Below are 20,869 nucleotides of genomic sequence, written 5' to 3'. Positions count from 1 at the left end.
TGTTATGCGAGCTCTCTATTATTCACTCATTAAATTCAATCACATTAAATTCAAAAGTGGAGATATACATGAAAACAGTTATTTTAATCGGTGCGCTAGGAAAAATGGGGCAAGCTGCTTTAACAGGTTTAGGAAATCATAAAGTGATTACGGCAGGTCGTTCAGGTGATGTTGATCATATTGTTGATATAACCAACGAGCAATCAATTAAAGACCTATATGAAAAGGTGGGACACTTTGATGCAGTAGTGAATACTGTAGGATTTTGTGAGTATGCTAGTTTCACTGAAATGACTGAAACTCAGTGGATGACTACGATTATGAGCAAAATGATGGGACAAATTAACCTTGTTCGCATTGGCCAAGAACATATCGCAGAAGGCGGTTCATTTACGCTGATCAGCGGCATCTTAAATGTTAAACCTATACCATTTGCTATCGCTGATGCAACAACAAGTGGCGCTATCGATACTTTCGTTAAATGTGTCTCTTTAGAATTACCTAAAAGTATTCGCATTAATGTGGTTAACCCTACAGTATTGGCTGAAGCATGGGATGTTTACGGTGAAATGATGCCAGGTTTTGAACCAGTACCAAGTGCCTTAGTTGGTAAAGCCTTCGAACGCTCAGTTGATGGATTTATTACAGGTGAAGTGCTTTTTGTTGATGCATAATTTATAGGAAGATTTTGCAAATCAAGCAGTCTTTTAAAGGCTGCTTTAATTTTATATTTCAATGACCGCTGTGGTGGCATTCTTGTCAGTCACCTTATTTGATTCATTGATAATTTTTTTATCCAAACAATCCATATTTATATCGGTGGCTAATGTCCGCTATCGTATCAAAGTGACCTAAAAAACCTTCAAAATAGCACCTTACTAATGACCACTTTAGGCCGATAGTTGCCATTGGTGGATAAGTGGTGAAGGTCTGCTAATGGCACTTAACCCCCTATCTGACTTTCTGGATATTGAATGCTTGCCGGCCGGCATCAGATGTTGGCTTCCACTGTAAAAGTAATGTCGAGTCTTGGCCAACTGGATCCATAATTTCAATTGCTTCATTACCGTCTGATGTTTTGATTTGTAAATAACCTTTCGGGCGAGTTTCTATTTTCCAGAAAGATTGAAAGCCTGAAAACTCCATGTTTCCGTTCAGGAAACCAATATCATGCCATTCTTTTCCCCAAAACTTGGCAAACCCTCTAATAGAATATAACTCTGCTTCACCATCAAAGCGTTCAAACTGCACTTTCAATTGCTGTTCAGGTTTGCTCTGCACAATTAGTTTTATCTTGCCTGAAATCACCTCACGACTATTAGGTATAACTTTCTGTTCCCATCCGAGTGTCAGGTTGATGTAGCCTCCAGAGAGTTGATAGTAATCGAGACCAAATTTATTTACCGGCTCGACCATATAGGGTCTTACGGTAAAGCGCTGAGAGCTCCAGTCGCTCCAGGTACCATTTTTCTCAGTACGAACACTCCAGCGCCAGTTATTTAGGAATTCTGGTTTGATATGACCATTTGAATTGTGTTGTAAAGTCCTGTAAGTGGCAGGGACAATTTTGGACAGGTAAAGTTCTGAGCCCACCTCTACTTTAACTTCATATCGCGTCGCTTGTGGTACAAATTTCCACCTGAATTGCCAACTGATTTTGTCATTGATAGCGTTATTCATAACGCTATTACGTTGGGAGGGATATATCAGCTTTGGTCCTGACACAAGCTCGGGTTGTTGTGGCGTTGGTTCAGGCGAGTTGACATCTGGGTGATCTTCAACAATTTGATGCCAGTCTATTTGCAGCTTATTCACACACGCCAGCATAGTCTCCCTACGCTGGCGTAAATGCGCCACGGCCTGAGTTATATTGCCGCTGTTACACCAGGTGAGATGCACATCAGTAGGATAATCGGTTAATTCGCAATGAGTGAAGCCATCTTTGTCAAGCGCTACTTTGGCCAATTGCGAAGCTCGTTCAAGGGCATCTGAGGAGCCCGCATACTGGGCACATGCCTGTTGGCTAGTGATACCAGTGTTGACTTGCTGGCGATTGATCCAATCTAGCACCAGTGTGCGTCTCTTTTCAAATCTTGGTTTCAACCAGGATACCGGCATTTTGTGACATGCGATAAATGAGCCCTGTTCTGAAAATTTCAAATCACTAGTTATGGCGGGGGCTTCATCTTGGATAATAAAGTCCAAAAAATTGACGGGGCTAGCAAAATCGAAACAATAATCAGCGCCACGAGCCTGAGAAAATACTGAAAAAAATATTGCTGTGGCAAGCAACAGTTTATGAAATATAGACATCCTTGAGTTTCCATTTATTGAGTGTGTAAAGCTTCCTTCATAGAAAAGATAATACATGTACCTGTTTTATTCAATGGAGGAATATTTTCTGGTCTTGCATTTTTAATCAGATTGGTGGAACAGGTTAATAGAGAATCTAATGTCGGTTTTTGTACGAAACGAGCTTTCAGCTTGGGTCAAGTTATGTGTATTTATTATGTAGGGTTGAGGCCTGATTAATTCATACTATTCAATATTGGATAAACCTCGCTTGTTGATGGCCGTTAGTTGCTCTACTATGATTTGTTTAGGGTTAAAATTATATTGTTTCCTAGCAGGGGTTAAAGATTTACTGTAACTTTGTAAGCGACTTTTTGACCACTTAGGTTTTTGTAAAAAAGGACCTAGTTGTTCAACATTATTTTTATCTAAAATGCTCATTTCGGTTTTAATCACAACACCCATTTCCTGTGCAAAGTCGTAGCCATTTAAGTAGTCGTAAAATAGAATTAGGCTTAATCCCCCCTCTAAAAAGTGCCCACCTAAACTCACATGCATTTTATTTTGTTTTATTTTTTCGATACTAGCCGGAGACCAATCAATAGATCCAATAATTGTGTCTTTAGGCATACTGATATTAGAGTTTTTGAGTCCATCTTCTAGCCCATATGCCATGACATCACTAGCGATCCAGAAGGCATGAATATCTTTATGACGACTAAATATAGTATTGGCCATACCTGCAACCCGCTCACGATCCCAATTACCATAAACCACGTTTAATAAGTGACTTTTTAAATCCTGCTGTAATATTTGTTCCAGTCCTTTCACTCTTTGCACACTGACGGCGGAATAACTCATGCCGGTAATAGCAAAAATATTAACTTTGCAATCAGACGAAAAACAACGCTTCTCACGTGAAAGGTTAATAAATGCGTTAGCTAGTTTGCTACCTGCAATGGTGTCGTTTGGTGACAAGTGTGCAAGCCAATAGGGAAATATTTCTCTGGGTTTTCCAAGTTCAGCAAATTGTTCATCTGAAATATCTGAATTTATGCTAATAAGAGGGATCTTTTTTGTATCTAACATGCTGAGGATCTTTTGTTCAGATCCAACCCAGAATGAGGTGATAATTAAATCAGGTAAACGAGTGTCTTTAGCTAATACTTCTTTAATGTAGGCTGCAGCACCAAATCTATTTCTGTAGGCTTCTGGGGCATAAGCAACGTCTATTTCAAACCCTAAAGCGTCTGATACGGCTTGAGTCAAATTAACCTGAGAGTCCCAAAACGGGAAACCTTTATCGACAGGAAAGATAAATAAAATCCTAGGTTTCGATTCATTAGCCTATGTTTCAGCTAAAGCACTAAAACTCAGCAATACACTGAATGTAATTATCCAAAGTAAATATCTGTGTAAAACCTTCAATTTGGATTCCCAACGCTGATTGAGAACCTGTTATATACCCTATAGTAAATTGGTAATTTTGACGATTTCTTTTTAATCACTTATCTTTGAAAAATAAAAAAGGCGCTAATAGCGCCTTTCTTAATTTATAAAAGTAACGACTAGTCGTTGCTATGCAAGCTAGCGTTTAAGCCGCCCCATTTTGATGAGTCAGCTACAATCGCTTCGACCATACCGTTTTGGCTGTTGCGGCGGAATAACAAACCGTTTAAGCCTGATAGCTGACGGGCTGATACTACTTCGCCGTCTGGAGTTTTTACTTTTGTACCTGCGGTGACATATAGGCCTGCTTCAACAATGCAGTCATCGCCTAATGAAATACCAATACCAGCGTTAGCACCAACCATGCTGTTTTGGCCGATTGAGTTGATAGTTTTACCACCACCAGACAAGGTACCCATAGTTGAAGCTCCGCCACCAATATCAGAACCATCTCCCACGATAACTCCTTGTGAAATACGACCTTCAACCATAGAGCTGCCTAGTGTACCGGCATTGAAGTTAACAAAACCTTCGTGCATCACAGTAGTGCCTGATGCTAAATGAGCTCCCATACGTACACGGTCTGCATCACCAATACGTACACCTTCTGGTATAACGTAGTCTGTCATACGTGGGAATTTATCGATTGAAGTCACATTTAAGTAGTGGTCTTCATTGGCGATTAGTTCACGTAATTCTTCAACTTTACTTGGTAGAACCGGGCCTGCTGATGTCCAAGCTACATTGGTTAACAAACCAAACACACCTTCAAGGTTGATGGTATTTGGTTGGACGGCACACTCAGACAATAAATGTAGGCGCAGGTAAGCGTCTTCGGCAGATTTTGGCGCTTCATCTATCTCTAAGCTTACTTCAACAAATTCACCTTTGATTAAGCCTACTTTGCTGGCTAAACAATTACGGGCGATTTGTTTGTTACTACGTGGAAACCATACGTCTAATGTTTTTCCCGTTTCTATGTCACTATATTTGTGACCAACACGTTTTATTGTCATTCTTAAATTCCTAACTCAATTTACAATTGTGATAATTATCGCGCGTATCAGATCTGTTGGCTCCACGATTTTTTTATAGGTTATAGCTAAATGTCAAAAACGGCAGAAATATCGCTGGTAAATTGAATTAATCCCTTACAACTTAGTCCTATTTCTCAAATATTAATTTGTTAAGCTACAGGGATTAGTTAAATTAACCTAAATACTGGATCAGCCGAACCTCCCGATAACGCTCTTTTTATGTCTAGTTGCGTTGGATTGTCTAGCAATAACACCTTATTACGTTCGACAATCCGCCCTGCTACACACGAAAAACTTCATAACCGAGAGAACCTTTAAGTACGGCGATTTGGATGAGTTTTATTAAGCTATTGAATTATATTGTTAAATTAATAACAGAGTAGATGGCTGAATGTTTAAACTAACACTTCACAAGGAACAGCAATGTTACGTAAGCGTTTATTATTTATGGGGTTAATCTTGAGCTCTAATGCATTTTGGAGTGAAGCAAAATACACAGAGTTATTTACTGAGCAAAAAGTGGCTTTGCCATTTTCGGTTAACCGCTCGGTTGTTGCTGCTGATGTATTACTTCAAGCGGGTGTAGAATTATTGGTATCCGGTGTGGATGATAATCAACAGCGAAAGTTGGCGATTCTTGGTTTAAATACAACAACAGCAAGTTTTGAAGTGCTGGATGTCATTGATATAGCAAACAATGTATTTGCTTTTGATGTAGGTGTTGAAGACCAACAAGGTCTTAAACAGCTTTATCTTTTAACTAAATCTTCAGTGACTAAGTATATACCCGCACGCATGAGTCATGGATCCAGTTGGCAGTTGGCTCAGCAAGTTTCTTCTATGTATATCAGTGAGATATCTGACGCCTTTGGCCAGATGGATTTTGTCCGTGATATTAATGATGACAAGAAAGACGACATTATCTTGCCCCACTTTGAAACCCTTAATTTATGGTTATCAAATTGTTGTAGCCAAAAACATAGTCAAGTACTACCAATCGCTTCACGTATGGAAATGCGCAACAGCAGTGTGACCTTCGATGATAGGGAGTTGTTTTTTCAAGATATGACTCAAGATGCTAAAACGGATTTGGTATTAGTAGAAGATGGTCGATTGTTTGTTTATCAGCAGAATGCAGATATACAGTTTTCCCTGCAGCCCATTGAAATCAACATACACCCTAAAGCATCAGGGTTAGAGTGGTGGGATACCAAAGATGAAAAAGGCCAAGAGTTAAACCAAAGTAACCTTATTCATCGAAAAGTCGACGCCATTGAAGACGTAAATGGGGATAACATCCCAGATGTGGCGATTAAATACACGCAAAGCTCCGGTGTACTAGACAAAAAAATTAATTATGAATTCTATTATGGAAAGGTAATAGACAATCGGTTGTCCTACGCCACTCAAGCAGATACTCAGGTTGCATCGACCGATACCCTAACCGGACTTTATTTTGTGGACTTGCAAGATGACGGTAAGTTAGAGGTGGTTGTTTCGTCTTTCGATATTGGCATCTCACAGGTTATAGGGGCTTTGATGTCCGGCAGTATAGATCAAGATACATTGATCTTTGCCATGGATGAAGAATTTCAGTTTTCGCCAAAACCTATCGTCAGTCAAGAAGTTGAAATGACTTTTAGTTTGTCATCAGGTAGCACGGGGCAGCCATTAACTAAAGTGATTGATCTGAACGCAGATGGCCTGAAAGACATAGTGTATTCAGACGGTACTGACAAAATTAAAGTTTTGTATGCTGAATCTAACGGTAAACGCTCATTTGTTAGACGTGCGCTCACTCAAAAGGTTAAATTACCTTCAGATTCTGAAGGCGTAGCTGCACAAGATCTAAACGGTGATGGAAAAACTGACTTGGCTTTTCGTTTTGGTCGCGGAGATGCGCCCGAATTACTGAATCAAGTCACTGTTCTTGTGGCAAACTAATATTGGCAATTTAATGTTAAACAAACTGACCTTAATTACTCAGTTTGTTTAATACTGAAGTGATTGTAGTCATAATATTAGCCACTTTTTCAGGGTTAGAGGCGTCTTGATGAGGAGTATTGAAGTGGCCCATATCGTTATCAAAATACAAACCTGAAGCACTAGAATATTCATCTTCTAGTGATAGCTTTATGAGAACATTAGCCCCTATACTTAGATCATTCCCTGCTATTCCAAATCCTTCTTTAACCATTTTACTGGCTAATAATGAACCTGGGTTGATCGCAATTAAAACTGGACCTGAATCTTTCACTTGTCTCGAATACTACTTGTGACCAAGTAGTAAGTGCCAACTTGCTTTGTGCGTAAGCGCCCATGTCATCAAGTTTCACGCCGCCTGCTAACGCCTGTAAGTTAACCGGAGCTTGAGCTGCAGATGATAAACTAATCACTCGACTAGTATTATGACTTAGTAGTGGTAGTAGCTCCCGAGTGAGTAAAATCGGTGCAAAAGTGTTCACTGCAAATCTGATGTCTAAACCGTCGTCTGTAATGGTATTCGCGGTTTTTAAAATGCCTGCATTATTAATTAACACATCTAAACTATCATGGTTTTTAGCAACTTCTTTTGCTAGGGATTGCACCGCCTGCATATTTGACAAGTCAGCAATATAGGTTTCAATCTTTTGCTCATTATTTACCGGCTTAAGCGTATCCACTACTTTTTGTAGCTTATCTGGATTGCGACCATGTAATAAAACATTATGACCAAGGGAAATTAACTTTTCAGCAGTAGCTAGACCAATGCCGTCAGATGCTCCGGTAATGAGTATTGTTTTTTGTACATGAGCCTGCATGGTTATTCATCTCTATATGCGTAAGTTTGATTCGTTTCTATGGTGTAAGGAGTTTGTTGCCGATTAAATATCGACAACCACTTTACCCATGCCTTGACCACTAGATAATCGCGCGTGGGCTTGACCAACTTGTTCTAATGAATAAGTGTTTTCATCTAAAACAGGAGTCAATTCACCGGCTTCTGAAATCTTGCTTAGCTCACTTAGAATATGTGCATGTTCTTCTTGTTTCACTTTATGCAACATAGGAATAAGCATAAATACAACGTGTAATGACAAACCTTTGAAGTGGGCGACAGATAAGTCAAGTTCCACCATAGAAACCGTTGAGGCTACTTGGCCATTAAGCGCAGCTGCTTCAAATGAATTTGTCATGTTTGCGCCACCTACAGAATCGAATACAATGTCGAAGCCCTTGCCATTCGTATGTTTTTCAACATATTCAGAGACAGCTTCCGTTTTGTAGTTAATTGCTTTAGCGCCTAACTCTTCAATTAATGCTAGCTGTTTATCACCGCCACCTGTGGCATAAACATCGGCTCCAAAATATTTTGCTAATTGAATAGCAATATGACCTACCCCGCCAGAACCACCGTGTACTAACACTGTTTTATCGTTGCTGACCCCTGCTCGAATTAAACCTTCGTAGGCAGTAATAGCCACCAGAGGTAAAGCTGCCGCTTCACGCATAGAGAGGTTTTTAGGTTTAAGTCCAATGAGCTTTGCATCTGCTACCATATACTCAGCTAATGTCCCTTGTAAATCGGCTAATCCACCAGCGCAACCATACACTTGATCGCCCACTTTATATTGTGTGACTCCTTCACCAATCGCCTCAATCGTGCCGGCAAAGTCCATACCTAATACCGCCGGTAAAGGTGGTGACAAAGGTAAGTCTGCGCCCATTTCACGGATCATGGTATCTACTGTATTCACGCTAGTGGCTGCCACCTTGATAACCACATGTCCCGCTTTAACGCTTGGTTTTGGAATGTCGGCAACTACAAATACTTCTGGCCCACCAAACTCTTTAATTATCATTGCTTTCATTTTGTTAACTCCTCATACCTAGGATGGTATTAATTGCTTATGTTCAATTTGATGGGATAAGTATAATTAAATGAATTAAGTTGATAATATCTAATTTATCTTAAACACTTTATATATTTTGTTGATAATCATGAACGTACAACACCTAAGATTATTTGTTCGATTAGCCGCGACACACAATATTAGTGCAGCTGGAGCAGAACTCGGTTTATCCCCTGCGGTAGCGAGTGCGCACATAAATAAGTTAGAGGAAGGCTTGGGTGTGCGTTTGGTGCATCGAACCACTCGTAAAGTCTCTTTAACCGAGGAGGGTATGGCATTTTTACCTCATGCAGAAGAAGTGTTGGCGCAAATTGATGCAGCTAAAGCGTCTGTGGGGGTAGGCAATGATTCGCCTTCAGGAACTTTAAGAGTGGCGGCACCTGCTTCATTTGGCCGCAGTCACTTAGTGCCTCAATTGAAAAGTTTTCTGGCTAAGTACCCAGATATAAAGCTAGATTTTCGTTTATCAGATTCTATGATTGATATGGTTGAAGGAGGATTTGATATCGCCATAAGAAATGCTCAATTAAAAGACTCTACTCTGATTGCTAAAAAATTGGCTGTTGATAATAGGATCCTTTGTGCATCACCAGAATACCTAGCTAGATTTGGCGAACCTAAAACACCAGACGATCTTTTGAAACATGAATGTATACATTTAATTGGTCTTGAGCATTGGGAATTTAATACGCCAGATGGTCTGAAAAATATTAAAGTTTCGGGTAGTTTTCGAACAGATAATGGTGAAGCGATTCGAGACGCCGCTGCTTTTGGATTGGGTATTACCATTAGTTCCATATGGAATTGTTATCAACAAATAGCCAGCGGTGAATTGGTTCAAGTTCTAAAAGATTATCCACTGGCTTCAGATACCGCAATTTGGGCTGTGTATCCTAGTTCCCGTTTATTAGCGCCAAAAGTACGAGCCTTTATTGACTATTTTGCAGAGAGTTTTGCTGGAAAACCTTATTGGGAAAATTAATTCAACATATCTGACGCCGTTTTTAACTCGGTCAACATACGCTCAAAAGCTTGCCACTTGCCTTTTTCATATTGGCTTTGAGCATTGATATATCTAGATACTGTGTCTTGGCCTAAATTGTAATTCAGTACATAAGCGCGATATTGTTCTATAAATCGCACACTTTGTTCGGCTTTTTCTTTCGACACTAATGAGTATTTGCGTCTTTGCTCTATGGCTTGTTTACGGGTGATTTTTCCGTCTAAATACAACTGTGCTGTGGCTGTGATGGAATGAGACAACTCTTTAGTCAGCTGATTTAGCTCATCTAGTTGTGCCGCAGTGGCAGGATCTAGTTCTGCTTTGGGAAAGATATATTTTTGTTCAAAGGCCAATTTTTGCTGCTCTGGAAACGCTAAATCAATACCAAAATTTGCGCTGCCTTCGGCAATTAAAGCATAGGGGCTAAACAAAGGGAAAAGTGAAAACTCCACCCAACCATTTGATTTTAATAGCTTATTCTCAATTAGTACATTCCAAACGTGATGCCCTGGATAACCTTCGTGACAACCTAAGTCGATGGCCCGATCGATTTGTAGGGGAAAGTCTAAGTTAATTTGCATCAAACTTTGGTTGTTTCCTTGATACCAGTTGTAACCAGACCAACTTTTGTCAGATACATATTCCAAAATAAAGCTTTCTGTAACGGGTAATTGAATATATTTATCTGAACGTTTTTTACATTCAGCTATAGCTAAATCCACTACATCGCCAACCAGATCATTTGGGATCTCAAATTTGGCCCTAAATGTATCAACTCTTTGAGCTAAGTCGCCTGTGCCTGGCACTAATTTTTCTATTCCCAGCAAAGCGGTATCAAATTCTTTGAAATCGTATTTGGGGATTGTTGCGTCATATATCAGTTTGGCTTCTTGTTCAAAACTAAACTCTTCGCCAAGTAACATCCTCGCTCGTATGTCCATGGCTCTTGTGTTTCGAAATAAAGCTTTATGACGCAAAACATGTTCTGGCTTGCTGACTGGCATGGTCTTTAATGCAATAAGTAAGTTATGTATTTCTTTGGCCAGTTTATTCTTAGGGCGCAAATGTTGCTTCGCGTGTTCACGCCATTCTTTTGGGCCTAAGTAAGCATCGACATAATCTTTATCGTATTCACCTAATTCTAAACCTAACTTTACATATTTTTCTGCGGCTTCATCGAGGGCTTCTTGTACTAATATGCTGGATTGGGCAGCTAACTTTATACTGAATAAAATACCGCAAAAAGTAATAAAAATTGTGAATGCGAGAGAAGTACGTTTGCTCAATATCATAGGGTTCAATAATATTCCTTGTTACTATATTGTTAAATATTAACTCAATTTAAGGTGTTTTTCTTGTGCTAATCTATCTGCCACCAAGAATTAAGATGTATTTTACATTTCTTCAACGTCATATTAGCCACTTGGCTAGTATTCTTGATATCATTATACCCAATCAGAAGCTTAACCTTTATTTTGATTGTTTCAGGTTATTAAGATTGTTGCTTTTACGCACTTAACTATCGTGCCAAATATATTGTTATTAGGCTCTAGGAATAAATGAAAACCCCAAAAAGAATACAGCCGTTAATTGACGACGGGTTAGTTGATGAAGTCTTATATCAACTAATGAGTGGTAAAGAAGCGACGGTATATGCCGTACGCTGTGGCCAAGAAGTGCGTTGTGCCAAAGTGTATAAAGAAGCCATGAAACGTAGCTTTAAAAAGGCAGCTGAATACCAAGAAGGTCGGAAGGTACGAAATTCTCGTCGGGCTAGAGCTATGGAAAAAGGCTCTAAATTTGGTCGTAAACAACAAGAAGATGCTTGGCAGAATACTGAAGTAGATGCGTTATTCAAATTAGCAAAAGCTGGTGTTAGAGTGCCTGAACCATACGGTTGTTATGATGGTGTATTGTTGATGGAGCTCATTACTGATGATGAAGGTGACGTGGCACCAAGATTAAATGATGTGTCTATGTCTGCCGAACACGCTATTGAAGATCATGCCTTGGTTATGCTGTATGTCATGCGCATGTTATGTGTAGGATTAGTGCACGGAGATTTATCTGAATTTAATGTGTTAGTAGATGATTATGGTCCTGTGATTATTGACTTGCCCCAAGTAGTAGACGCTGCAGCTAATAACAATGCGTTTAAAATGTTACAGCGTGATGTGCGTAATATGAGTGAATATTATGGTCAATACGCCCCTGAGTTAAAAAACACCTTGTATGCAGAAGAAATGTGGGCCTTGTTTGAAGCTGGCGAATTAAGTGTTGATACCGAATTAACCGGTCATTTTGATATACCAGAAGATGATGCAGATGTAGATTCTGTGATTGAAGAAATCAAAGCTGCCTTTGCCGAAGAACAAGAACGTTTAGAGCGAATAAAAGAAGCCAATGAAGTGTAAATTATTTTGAAGTGTAAATTATTTAATACATGCTAGCTTACTCAATAAAAGTTAATTTATTCAATAAACATTAGGGCTTGGCGTTGGTCTATCTTAAAATCAAATTCACGTAAAAAGTTCATTCCTAATAAGCCATTAGCATTTTGTAAACTACTCATGGGCAATACCACTATTGAGATGTTTTCTACTTTCACATGATTAATGACTAAATCACGAAATTGATAAATAGGTGCTCTTACTGTGCCGTTTGCCGTGCTGACGCTAAATCGTCCTAAAAAATTTCTTTTGTATCGATTACTCAAATTATCATAAAACTGTTTAGACACAGCTGTAATTGACGCACCAGTGTCGATTAATAAATCTACTTGGTTATTACTTAATAAGGCTTTTACCACAAACTGGTCACCAAATTGGGTTAACTGCACGGAACGCCCAAACTCAGCAATAGCTGTCTGTTTATCAGTAGGACCCGAGTCTGTATTGGGATTTTCAAGTCTAGCTTGTTGAATGGTAATAATGCGCCTTATTGCATTAGCTGCTGGATCGTCAAAAGGTAAAGCGGCTAGAATATTCTCCATTAATAATGCTTGAAATTGTTCTGCGTAGGCACGTGCTAAAGACAAGATATAAAGCCTATTTTCAGGATCAATTTGTACTAAAGGTTCTACAAATTCGGCTAACACATCCCAAGAATAGGTGTTTTTTAACTGATTAATAGTTGTGCTTGCCAATTTTAAGATTTGTTGTTCAATTTCAGTTTGTTGGGTTGGAGTCATAGATTGCCGTAACAAACCGTAGTAGTGAATAATGGCATCGCTAAGAAGACCTGTTTCGACTTTTAACTTGGCTTCAATTAATAAAAAATCCATGTCCTGGGGATGTTTTTTAAGATAACGAATAAGTAAGGATGAAAGTGCATTTATATTTTTCTCTTGTAACCACAGGTTTGCTTGGCGCAATAACTCTTCTCTATTTAAGTTAGATAGTTCAAAACCTTGGGATTTGAGTCCCATACCTTGCTGATTGCTGCTTATCGTTTCTGCACCCGTATGAGGTAGACTTTTTGAGGTCTTTTCATGTTTTTGAGTATCCCAACTCAAGATGGGTCTTGTTATCGAGCTTTGGTTATCAAATGCTTGGTTGTTAAAGGCTTGCTTATCAAAGACTTGTTTATTGTTTTGCTCAGAAGATTTTATTTCCAGCCATAAAACTAGGTTCAAGCTGAGTGATGCGAGTAATACCAAAATAAAAGCTAGTGACCATTTATTCATGGGTTTTTATTACCGCGGGGCAATAGATATCAGAAAATGCCGCAGGCATACGTCTAGGTTTACCAGTGGACAGCGCAATACATACAAATTCTGTTCGAGCAGTTAAAAGTGTCACTTTGTCTGATTGACGAATAAATTGAAATTGCCTAGCTAGTTTTAATTTGCCATCACATTCAACAATCCAAGTTGCACAATCTATCTTGTCATCTTTATGTGCGGCGGCTAAATAATTAATTTCATGACGACTAATAGCCATGCCTCTATCTAATGACTGGTAAATTTCTATGTTCAAACCCAGTTGGTTAGAATGTGCCCAAGCTGTAGTTTCTAACTGTTTTACGTAAGCTACATTATTGGCATGTTGGTAGTGATCAATTTGCTCTGCACTAACTTGCCAAGTTTGAACAAACGGGGTGGGATAATGCCAGTTCACGCTTAAACTTTTGGCGTTTCTGGGATGGAAGTTTGAAAATACCTATGTACCACTTGGGTTTCATTAAAAATTAATGATTGGCTAAATTCATCGGGATTATCGAGTTGTAGATACGCGTCGTAGCCAATTTTTATTGTCCTAAGCAATTCACCCATCCCTAATTTAACAGCGGGTTTTTTAAACAGAAAAAGTAAAAAATTAATCCCTCTTATCCGAGTTAAATAATGCATATCTTGATGTAAGGCGTTAATGGCTGCTATTTGTTTTTGCCTTAAAGCATAATTGTTAGTTGTAGCATAAGCTTGTTGATAGCTTGGTGCATCTAGTTCGGAATGTTTTAACCTTTGAGCTAAGTCAAAATCCAATTCAAAACATATGGCTTTCAAATGTAATAAAGAGACTAATACTTGTTGCCCTTCGTAAGGTATGAAGCGTAATGATTTTTGCATAACTTCGATAGGATCAAGTTTGCTAGAAGTAAACGATAATAAACTGTATAACTGGTTTGCCCAAAACATCACAGTCTTATTGGTGTTTTTATTGCGATACAAAGCTTGCTGGGTATCTAAAAAGCGTAGTTTTTGAAAAGAATGCAGATCACTGATTAAATCCATTAATGCAGATTTTTCGGCGATTTCTTGCATGGTTTGTATACCATGCATATGTCTAAAGATTTGTTTTTGTAAACTTTCCATGACGTTTTAGCCTAGTCTGAGTGTAATCTCAAATTTTATTATTATGTGATTAGATTGGCTTAAAACACTTGGGTTTTCAATAGTCTTGTTACTATTCAGTTGGCTAATGGTATTATACCGAGTAAACCATTTTGAAATAACCTATTTAAGCCAATTTAGCCGTTTGAGTTGCAGCATGACATCCATCCACCAATATCAAGATTTAATCGCACTTTTTAATCAGACATTTTCTGATAGCGAGCGGACTATTTTAGTCAGGGGGGAAGATGAACCTATCTATATTCCAGCTAAAACGATCCAACAAAAACATCAAATTGTCTTTGCTCACGGATACTTTGCGAGTGCATTGCACGAGATCGCTCATTGGTGTATTGCAGGCAAAGAAAGACGATTGTTAGAAGATTATGGATATTGGTATTGCCCGGACGGACGTAATCAAGAGCAACAAGCTCAGTTTGAAAAAGTAGAAGTAAAACCTCAAGCGGTAGAATGGGCTTTATCATGTGCTACAGACAAACCGTTTAGGGTGAGCACTGATAATTTAAATGGAGCACCAGTTGATGTGCGTGCATTCCAACAAGCTGTGCAAACACAAGCTCAAACTTATTTGAGGGCTGGTTTTCCAAAGCGTGCAGCGATTTTTATTCAAGTATTACAAAACTTCTATCACACATCACCGTTAAACTCAGGCAATTTTACTTGGGCAAATGAAGATGAAATATTAACCCATGTTTAAACTAGGTTTAGTGATTAATCCTTACGCTGGTATTGGTGGTGCGCTAGCATTAAAAGGCAGTGACGGACAAGCAATTCGAGAAAAAGCATTATTGATGGGAGCGGATAAGCTTGCTGTTGAGAAAACCCGCATAGCCCTTGAGTACGTTATTACTCATCAAGATAAATTGCATATTTATACTGCTGCAGGTGAAATGGGCCAAGAGTTAATCGAACACTTAGGCTTTATAAATACTTGCGTTTATTGGCCTAACAACTCTCAAACAGAAAGTTTTGATACCCAAGCTACAGTTAAAGCGCTAATCGAACAAAAGGTCGATTTGATTTTGTTTGCTGGTGGTGATGGTACCGCGCGTAATATTTGTGAAGTGGTGAATAACAAAATTCCAGTGTTAGGTATACCCGCTGGTTGTAAAATTCATTCGGCCGTTTATGGCGTGACACCTCAAGCTACAGGTCGCGTATTAGAGCAGGTTATAAAAGGAAAAATTGTCAGTGTAAGTGATGCCGAAGTCATGGATATCGACGAAGATTTGTTTCGCCAAGGTAAGGTAAAAGCTAGGCAATTTGGCGAAATGCAGGTACCAACCGAAGTGCAGTATATTCAAGCCGTGAAAATGGGTGGTAAAGAGTCTGATGAATTGGTGTTAGCCGATATTGCCGCCCACGTCATCGAAGACATGCAAGATAACCCAGAGCATATTTTTGTTATGGGCTCAGGTTCAACTGTCGAATTTATCATGCAAGAACTGCACATTGAAAACACCTTGCTGGGAGTGGATCTTATTCAAGACCAGCAACTCTTAGCCAGTGATGTGACTAGCCAACAACTTCTTGATTATACCCATGGTAAAGAATGTAAGTTGGTGCTCACTTTAATTGGTGGCCAGGGACACATGCTCGGACGAGGAAACCAGCAACTAAGTGCTGAGTTTTTACAAGGGGTGAGCAAACAAAATATTTTATTGGTGGCCACCAAGACTAAGTTAGCTAAGTTAGAGGGCAGGCCGCTGATTGTTGATTCAGGCAATGTGCAAATCAATAAGGATTTAGCGGGATTGATCACAGTGATCACGGGATACCGAGATCAGGTGCTCTATCCTGTGGCAGATTATAATTAGTAATTATTTCTAGGTAGGAGTTATTTTGACAACGAGTACAAAGCAATCTGAGTTAATCGCATTTATAGACAGTGTTGAACAATACTTAGATAAAGTAGTAGAAAACGGTAGTGATCAACAACTATTTATTGCTAGTTATTTACAAGGCCATTTTGCCGTCATGGCCGGCCAAAGCCAAGTGCAAAACATGACCAAAATTAACCAACTCGATGAGCTAATGACAAACAGCTTAAAACAAGCATTTAGTAATAGTGAACTAGAGTCTGAAGATCAAAAACAAGTCTGGGATTTATGGCAGGGGTTTTTAGCTTAATCGCTATCAAGAGCAAGAACCCTAGATAATTAATTTTTCAATGTCTTTAATTGTTGAACCCAACCAGTTTGTATCAAACACTATGCTATCTACAAGCTCTTGAGCATCTTCTAAAGTAGAGCTTTTCATTTTTTTGTGAAATTGAAAGTATTGAGTATTAATACCTGGCTTATTTTCTACGTATTCAGCATATAAGCCATGCCAGACAGCTGACTTGAATTCATCTCCATGGTTTAAAAAATAGGTGATGTAAAATTTAAAAACTTCTGGAGAGAGTTGGTTTAATAACTCTGTACGCCTGAGTAATGAATCGGCTATCTTTTTAGCTTCTTCGATATTGTTTGATGCGGCTTCGGCCATCATCACGATAAAAACGTCTTGATGGACACTTTTGGCCATGTCTACGCCGTTGATCATGGATTCCCAATAGTCACGATTACCTGTTTTTTTGTAGAGCCACAAATTAATCTCAGGCCGAACGCCTTTGGTCTCTTTGACTATTTTATCTTGGTATCTAGGAATATTAGCAATAGTAGCAAAGCGAGATACTTCATCAGATTTTTTAATGGCGCTTTGAGCTAACACTACATTATCAAGGCAGGCTTTATATTCATCCAGAGTTGTTAACGCTGCGTAGGCATTTTTTACTGTTTTGTTGCGGCTTTGGATTACCAGTGCGCGAGTGGTTTCAGCTTTTTGAATACTACAAAAAGCACCATTATGAATAAAGTCGCAAACTTGGGCGTTCTCTTTATCTGTGCATAGGGTAATAACAGAGCCCGTCACATCGTCATTCGAACATGAAATTAAAAACACAGACATAAGAATTAACAGGATGTAACGCATTGTAATTTCACATTGTGAGGTCTAAGGAGTGTAGAAAGAATAAACACTATTCCTGCTCTAAGCAATAAGTTGCATATTTATGACCACACTCTAACTATTATTGATCTAGGTTTGTGGTTTCTGGATGGCTGCTTAGTCGACTAATTTCTTGTTGAGCTTGTTTGAGTTCAAGTTCCATTGCTCTACGCGCGTCTATCATTTCATTGGCGATCATGGCTAAATATTTGAACTCGGCAAAGCCTTGTTTTCTCTCGTCTATGTGTTGGTATTCCCGTTTACATCGATAAAAAAACATAACAAAGGTAGCGAATGCTTTTTGTAATGTAATAAAACTTTTAATCAGTAAAAATATTAAAACGCCTAGTGTTGAAATCATTATTAGAAAACTAAAACGTTCAATCTTATTTTCTTCGGCAATAATTAAGTGTTTTATTTCTGTGTTAAGCACAGATAGTTCAGCCTCTACTGCATGAGCCTGACGGCGAAACTCACCTTGTAAACCTGAGTTGTGGTCTAAACCAATTGTATTTTGGTTTTTGACTAGTTGTAAGAACTTATGTTGATATTTATCTAATAAAGTCAGTTGGGCATCACTTTGAGGAGCCGTTAAGTTAACCAAGGCCTTTCTTAGGGTTTGATATGTTCGGATCTCTTGGTCTACATAAAGCATATTGTGGCGTAGTAAAAAGTCTTTCTCATTACGTCTAAGTTGCAACAATAATAGGTGCAAATAGGTTTGATTGTCGGCCTCAAACTGTGCTTCAAGTTGATGGGCTGCTTGGCGAAGTTGTCCTCGGTAGCCACTGTTTTCATCTAAGCCAATGTCTGCCATCAAACTGCTTAATTCATTAAATAATCGGCAGTATGTGGCGACACTACTTTTTAGCTCGATAAATTCTTTACTGGTATTAGACGCTTGTTTGAAGAGCCCCTCAAGGTGATTCATGTTTTGTTTAAAAAGTTCTGCACCTCGATTAAATTTATCTAGGTACTGGTTATCTGCACGTAACAAAAAGTCTTTTTCATGTCGTCTTTGTTGTAACAGACTATTGTTTAATTCTAGTAAAAGTTGGCTATGATTATTCAGCCTCATCAATTGGTGAGTATTGTATATTTGATTGGCGGCTAAAATGGACATGCCAGTAATACACACAGTGATGATCAAGATCAAACGAGTTTTGATAGAGCCTTGTTTATGCATAACATTCCTAGATAAATTAGCACAATTGATAAAGCATCCGCTAGGCTGACATATTTGTATGAATGTTTTGTGATCAATAAAGGGATGTTACTTGCATTGTGCTGGGAACTTGGCAATATCCTTGGTTGTTTAGGTGATCTTAGCTATTTGATTTAGGAAAAACCATTGATGATGTTTAGGGGAGCTGTTTTACTCATTTTATTACCCTGCTTGCTGTTATCTTGCTTAATATTACCAAAGCTAGTGTTTGCTCAACAAGAAACAGCTCAAACAGATTCAGAGACAGTAGATGCATGTTTGTTGGTAGCTGTGATGAATGCCCGCCCAGAGCAAACTATTGGGGAGTTAAAACAGAAATGCGCGGGTAAACAAACCAATCGAGTCAAACAGCGTCAAGTGTTGGAAAAAGAAGCATCTAAAAACCCCTTTGCCATTTTGCCTCATAAGCCTAATTATTTATTACCCATTACCTTAACTAGCATTAGACGTGAACCTTATCAAGATGTAGCCGTTGGGCCTAAGTTAGATAACTTAGAGGCTAAGTTTCAAGTGTCGATAAAATATTTGGCTTGGGAAGATTTTGTCTTTAACGACGTAGAAGTAGAATTTGCCTTTACGGCCACTAGCTGGTGGCAGTCATACAATGATGATATCTCAGCTCCTTTTAGAGAAACCAATTACGAACCTGAATTGATTTTTGTTTATAACCACTCTTGGTCTTTATTAGGTTTGCCGGTTGAACAAACTTCTTTATCTTTTAATCATCAATCTAATGGTCAAACAGGCCTGTTGTCTAGAAGTTGGAATCGCATTATTGCTGGTTTAGTGTTTGCCCAAACTGACAATGTCACTTGGGGGATCCGAGGCTGGTATCGGATCCCAGAACAGGAAAAATTAGAGCCATTATCTCCAGAAGGTGATGATAACCCTAATATTGAAAGGTATGTAGGTTATGGTGAATTAGGTGGCCTGTGGAATATTTCTGATAAAAATACCTTAGAATTAGTCATACGTAATAATTTACGAAGTGATAACCGAGGGGCTGTAGAGCTGGGGTGGTCTTTTCCTATAAACGGTAAATTACAGGGGTATTTAGAATACTTTAATGGGTATGGTGAAAGTTTAATTTATTTCGATCAACATACCCAAAGAATTGGCTTGGGTTTTAAGTTAACTAACTGGTTATAACCAGCGCTTCCAGAGCATGCCAATCAAAGACACCACTGCTAACGTGACCATGCCTATTGCTAAGTAATTAAAAGCATTGGGCTCTTCAGTACCAGGTAATCCCGCTACATTCATGCCAAATACCCCGGTTAAAAAAGATAAAGGCAAAAATATTGCTGTGACTAAGGATAATACGTACATGCGCATACCTTGGGCTTCAGCAATGCGGTTGCGTAATTCATCTTGCAACACCATAGCCCGCTCGCGAGCTAAATCTAATTCTTCAACATAACGTGTGGTTCTATCTGTTTGATCTCTCAATTCAAATGCTTGCTCTTGAGTCAATGATTTATTGAACCGATATAGACTGTCTAAAGCATCACGTTGTGGCGCCAAGTAACGTCTAATGGCTGCTGATTGTCTGCGCACTAAACTTAATTTTAGTCTATCGTGAAGTTCGGATTTCTCTAAGGCTTCAAACTCCGAGAGTTGCTCATCCAAATCGTCAACTGTCTCACTAATGCGGTCCGTTAATCTGGTGATGATACGCAACATTAAATTTAATGGAGAGCTAGGAATATTACTCTTGGTTAGTTCGTCTTTTACATCCTGTACTGACACTAGGCGCCTATTTTTACGCCTGACGGATATTAATCTATCTTTGGTGACCCACATTCTAAGTGACACCATGTCTTCAGGATCAGCCTCAGGATTACGATTAATTCCGCGTAGGTAAACCAAGATACCTTCACCAAATTGTAGGGCTTTAGGGCGAGTTTCTGAGGTGCATAGGGCATCAATAATTTCACGATCTAGATTTAACTTTTGTAAACAAGCAACTGAATCTGGCGAGTCAGCTTGTAGGTGTATCCAATCAAATTCTTCATTTAGTTCGGTAGCTAACCCCTCAAGAGTAATGGTTTGAGGGGCGAGGTCAGCCTGCAGCCGAATAGCCCATAATAAAGCGTGTATTTGATTAGCTTCCATAGGTATTACTCC

The 20,869-nt window shown here is 38.9% G+C and carries 21 protein-coding genes; 8 read left to right on the top strand and 13 right to left on the bottom strand.

The genetic code is table 11. The features are described 5' to 3' along the window. The first annotated feature begins 68 nt into the window (after positions 1 to 68). Positions 69 to 674, top strand: a complete 606-nt coding sequence (locus L0668_RS10755) for a short chain dehydrogenase (RefSeq protein ID WP_235312481.1) — start codon at positions 69 to 71, stop codon at positions 672 to 674. Between the two features lie 277 nt (positions 675 to 951). Here the strand turns inward: L0668_RS10755 and L0668_RS10750 are convergent, their stop codons facing one another. From L0668_RS10750 to L0668_RS10740, 3 genes are all read right to left on the bottom strand, one after another. Continuing rightward, positions 952 to 2,313, bottom strand: a complete 1,362-nt coding sequence (locus L0668_RS10750; RefSeq protein WP_235312480.1) for a hypothetical protein — start codon at positions 2,311 to 2,313, stop codon at positions 952 to 954. Positions 2,314 to 2,538: 225 nt separating this feature from the next. Further along, positions 2,539 to 3,609, bottom strand: coding sequence for an ABC transporter substrate-binding protein (locus L0668_RS10745; RefSeq protein ID WP_349815645.1), 1,071 nt, complete (start codon positions 3,607 to 3,609; stop codon positions 2,539 to 2,541). Between the two features lie 251 nt (positions 3,610 to 3,860). Further along, a complete protein-coding gene (locus L0668_RS10740; protein WP_235312478.1) occupies positions 3,861 to 4,757 on the bottom strand; it encodes a tetrahydrodipicolinate N-succinyltransferase N-terminal domain-containing protein in 897 nt (298 codons plus the stop codon). Between the two features lie 444 nt (positions 4,758 to 5,201). Here L0668_RS10740 and L0668_RS10735 point away from each other — a divergent pair, with 444 nt between their 5' ends. Then, complete coding sequence (locus tag L0668_RS10735) at positions 5,202 to 6,722, top strand: FG-GAP repeat domain-containing protein (protein WP_235312477.1); 1,521 nt, start codon at positions 5,202 to 5,204, stop codon at positions 6,720 to 6,722. A 31-nt stretch (positions 6,723 to 6,753) separates the two neighbouring features. Here L0668_RS10735 and L0668_RS20920 read toward each other — a convergent pair whose 3' ends face one another. The 3 genes from L0668_RS20920 to L0668_RS10725 form a co-directional block, all read right to left on the bottom strand. After that, positions 6,754 to 7,035, bottom strand: coding sequence for a hypothetical protein (locus L0668_RS20920; protein ID WP_349815643.1), 282 nt, complete (start codon positions 7,033 to 7,035; stop codon positions 6,754 to 6,756). Continuing rightward, positions 6,977 to 7,579, bottom strand: a complete 603-nt coding sequence (locus L0668_RS10730) for an SDR family NAD(P)-dependent oxidoreductase (RefSeq protein WP_349815642.1) — start codon at positions 7,577 to 7,579, stop codon at positions 6,977 to 6,979. Before L0668_RS10730 ends, L0668_RS20920 begins: the two co-directional genes overlap by 59 nt. Before the next feature lie 63 nt (positions 7,580 to 7,642). Further along, a complete protein-coding gene (locus tag L0668_RS10725; protein WP_235312475.1) occupies positions 7,643 to 8,629 on the bottom strand; it encodes a zinc-dependent alcohol dehydrogenase family protein in 987 nt (328 codons plus the stop codon). A gap of 130 nt (positions 8,630 to 8,759) precedes the next feature. Here L0668_RS10725 and L0668_RS10720 point away from each other — a divergent pair, with 130 nt between their 5' ends. Further along, the gene (locus tag L0668_RS10720) at positions 8,760 to 9,653 is read left to right on the top strand and encodes a LysR family transcriptional regulator (RefSeq protein WP_235312473.1); all 894 of its coding nucleotides are present in this window, start codon (positions 8,760 to 8,762) and stop codon (positions 9,651 to 9,653) included. Here L0668_RS10720 and L0668_RS10715 read toward each other — a convergent pair. Next, positions 9,650 to 10,966 carry a hypothetical protein gene (locus L0668_RS10715; RefSeq protein WP_235312793.1) on the bottom strand — a complete coding sequence of 439 codons (1,317 nt, stop codon included), beginning with the start codon at positions 10,964 to 10,966 and terminating at the stop codon, positions 9,650 to 9,652. The two genes, L0668_RS10720 and L0668_RS10715, sit on opposite strands and share 4 nt — an antisense overlap. A 267-nt stretch (positions 10,967 to 11,233) precedes the next feature. Here L0668_RS10715 and L0668_RS10710 point away from each other — a divergent pair, with 267 nt between their 5' ends. After that, positions 11,234 to 12,088 (top strand): PA4780 family RIO1-like protein kinase, encoded by an 855-nt coding sequence (locus L0668_RS10710; protein ID WP_235312472.1) that lies wholly within the window; start codon positions 11,234 to 11,236, stop codon positions 12,086 to 12,088. Between the two features lie 56 nt (positions 12,089 to 12,144). Here L0668_RS10710 and L0668_RS10705 read toward each other — a convergent pair whose 3' ends face one another. The 3 genes from L0668_RS10705 to L0668_RS10695 are packed head-to-tail and all read right to left on the bottom strand — an operon-like array spanning position 12,145 to position 14,487. Continuing rightward, entirely contained in the window at positions 12,145 to 13,359 is a 1,215-nt protein-coding gene (locus L0668_RS10705) for a retropepsin-like aspartic protease family protein (protein WP_235312471.1), read from the bottom strand. Next, a complete protein-coding gene (locus tag L0668_RS10700; protein ID WP_235312470.1) occupies positions 13,352 to 13,792 on the bottom strand; it encodes an acyl-CoA thioesterase in 441 nt (146 codons plus the stop codon). The genes L0668_RS10705 and L0668_RS10700 overlap by 8 nt, the downstream gene beginning before the upstream one ends. A 2-nt stretch (positions 13,793 to 13,794) precedes the next feature. Next, on the bottom strand, positions 13,795 to 14,487 hold the full coding sequence (locus L0668_RS10695) for an FFLEELY motif protein (protein ID WP_235312469.1): 693 nt from the start codon (positions 14,485 to 14,487) through the stop codon (positions 13,795 to 13,797). A 175-nt stretch (positions 14,488 to 14,662) separates the two neighbouring features. Here L0668_RS10695 and L0668_RS10690 point away from each other — a divergent pair, with 175 nt between their 5' ends. From L0668_RS10690 to L0668_RS10680, 3 genes are read left to right on the top strand one after another with little or no spacing between them, the layout of a single operon-like run. Next, positions 14,663 to 15,223 carry an elongation factor P hydroxylase gene (locus L0668_RS10690; RefSeq protein WP_235312468.1) on the top strand — a complete coding sequence of 187 codons (561 nt, stop codon included), beginning with the start codon at positions 14,663 to 14,665 and terminating at the stop codon, positions 15,221 to 15,223. Beyond that, entirely contained in the window at positions 15,216 to 16,343 is a 1,128-nt protein-coding gene (locus tag L0668_RS10685; protein WP_235312467.1) for an ATP-NAD kinase family protein, read from the top strand. The genes L0668_RS10690 and L0668_RS10685 overlap by 8 nt, the downstream gene beginning before the upstream one ends. 25 nt (positions 16,344 to 16,368) lie before the next feature. After that, entirely contained in the window at positions 16,369 to 16,656 is a 288-nt protein-coding gene (locus L0668_RS10680; protein WP_235312465.1) for a YfcL family protein, read from the top strand. 21 nt (positions 16,657 to 16,677) lie between these two features. On the opposite strand, the gene L0668_RS10675 is transcribed toward L0668_RS10680, so the two are convergent. Further along, positions 16,678 to 17,478 (bottom strand): DUF2989 domain-containing protein, encoded by an 801-nt coding sequence (locus L0668_RS10675; RefSeq protein ID WP_235312463.1) that lies wholly within the window; start codon positions 17,476 to 17,478, stop codon positions 16,678 to 16,680. 121 nt (positions 17,479 to 17,599) lie between these two features. Then, positions 17,600 to 18,703: a hypothetical protein gene (locus L0668_RS10670; protein WP_235312458.1), complete on the bottom strand. Its 1,104-nt coding sequence runs from the start codon at positions 18,701 to 18,703 to the stop codon at positions 17,600 to 17,602. A gap of 168 nt (positions 18,704 to 18,871) precedes the next feature. On the opposite strand from L0668_RS10670, the gene L0668_RS10665 reads away from it, so the two are divergent. Further along, the gene (locus tag L0668_RS10665) at positions 18,872 to 19,891 is read left to right on the top strand and encodes a phospholipase A (RefSeq protein ID WP_235312456.1); all 1,020 of its coding nucleotides are present in this window, start codon (positions 18,872 to 18,874) and stop codon (positions 19,889 to 19,891) included. Here L0668_RS10665 and L0668_RS10660 read toward each other — a convergent pair. Then, positions 19,886 to 20,857, bottom strand: a complete 972-nt coding sequence (locus L0668_RS10660) for a zinc transporter ZntB (protein ID WP_235312454.1) — start codon at positions 20,855 to 20,857, stop codon at positions 19,886 to 19,888. The two genes, L0668_RS10665 and L0668_RS10660, sit on opposite strands and share 6 nt — an antisense overlap. Positions 20,858 to 20,869: the final 12 nt, after the last annotated feature.

This window comes from Paraglaciecola algarum (genome assembly GCF_021532655.1).
In the GTDB taxonomy this organism is placed as follows: domain Bacteria; phylum Pseudomonadota; class Gammaproteobacteria; order Enterobacterales; family Alteromonadaceae; genus Paraglaciecola; species Paraglaciecola algarum.
The sequence above is the reverse complement of the archived record's forward strand: the minus strand, read 5'-3'. Positions and strand labels throughout refer to the sequence as shown.

Bases quoted from the DNA above. Each gene is read 5' to 3' on its own strand.
- L0668_RS10755 (WP_235312481.1), top strand. From the start codon at position 69: ATGAAAACAGTTATTTTAATCGGTGCGCTAGGAAAAATGGGGCAAGCT.
- L0668_RS10750 (WP_235312480.1), bottom strand. From the start codon at position 2,313: ATGTCTATATTTCATAAACTGTTGCTTGCCACAGCAATATTTTTTTCA.
- L0668_RS10740 (WP_235312478.1), bottom strand. From the start codon at position 4,757: ATGACAATAAAACGTGTTGGTCACAAATATAGTGACATAGAAACGGGA.
- L0668_RS10735 (WP_235312477.1), top strand. From the start codon at position 5,202: ATGTTACGTAAGCGTTTATTATTTATGGGGTTAATCTTGAGCTCTAAT.
- L0668_RS10730 (WP_349815642.1), bottom strand. From the start codon at position 7,579: ATGCAGGCTCATGTACAAAAAACAATACTCATTACCGGAGCATCTGAC.
- L0668_RS10725 (WP_235312475.1), bottom strand. From the start codon at position 8,629: ATGAAAGCAATGATAATTAAAGAGTTTGGTGGGCCAGAAGTATTTGTA.
- L0668_RS10720 (WP_235312473.1), top strand. From the start codon at position 8,760: ATGAACGTACAACACCTAAGATTATTTGTTCGATTAGCCGCGACACAC.
- L0668_RS10715 (WP_235312793.1), bottom strand. From the start codon at position 10,966: ATGATATTGAGCAAACGTACTTCTCTCGCATTCACAATTTTTATTACT.
- L0668_RS10710 (WP_235312472.1), top strand. From the start codon at position 11,234: ATGAAAACCCCAAAAAGAATACAGCCGTTAATTGACGACGGGTTAGTT.
- L0668_RS10705 (WP_235312471.1), bottom strand. From the start codon at position 13,359: ATGAATAAATGGTCACTAGCTTTTATTTTGGTATTACTCGCATCACTC.
- L0668_RS10695 (WP_235312469.1), bottom strand. From the start codon at position 14,487: ATGGAAAGTTTACAAAAACAAATCTTTAGACATATGCATGGTATACAA.
- L0668_RS10690 (WP_235312468.1), top strand. From the start codon at position 14,663: ATGACATCCATCCACCAATATCAAGATTTAATCGCACTTTTTAATCAG.
- L0668_RS10685 (WP_235312467.1), top strand. From the start codon at position 15,216: ATGTTTAAACTAGGTTTAGTGATTAATCCTTACGCTGGTATTGGTGGT.
- L0668_RS10675 (WP_235312463.1), bottom strand. From the start codon at position 17,478: ATGTCTGTGTTTTTAATTTCATGTTCGAATGACGATGTGACGGGCTCT.
- L0668_RS10670 (WP_235312458.1), bottom strand. From the start codon at position 18,703: ATGCATAAACAAGGCTCTATCAAAACTCGTTTGATCTTGATCATCACT.
- L0668_RS10665 (WP_235312456.1), top strand. From the start codon at position 18,872: ATGATGTTTAGGGGAGCTGTTTTACTCATTTTATTACCCTGCTTGCTG.
- L0668_RS10660 (WP_235312454.1), bottom strand. From the start codon at position 20,857: ATGGAAGCTAATCAAATACACGCTTTATTATGGGCTATTCGGCTGCAG.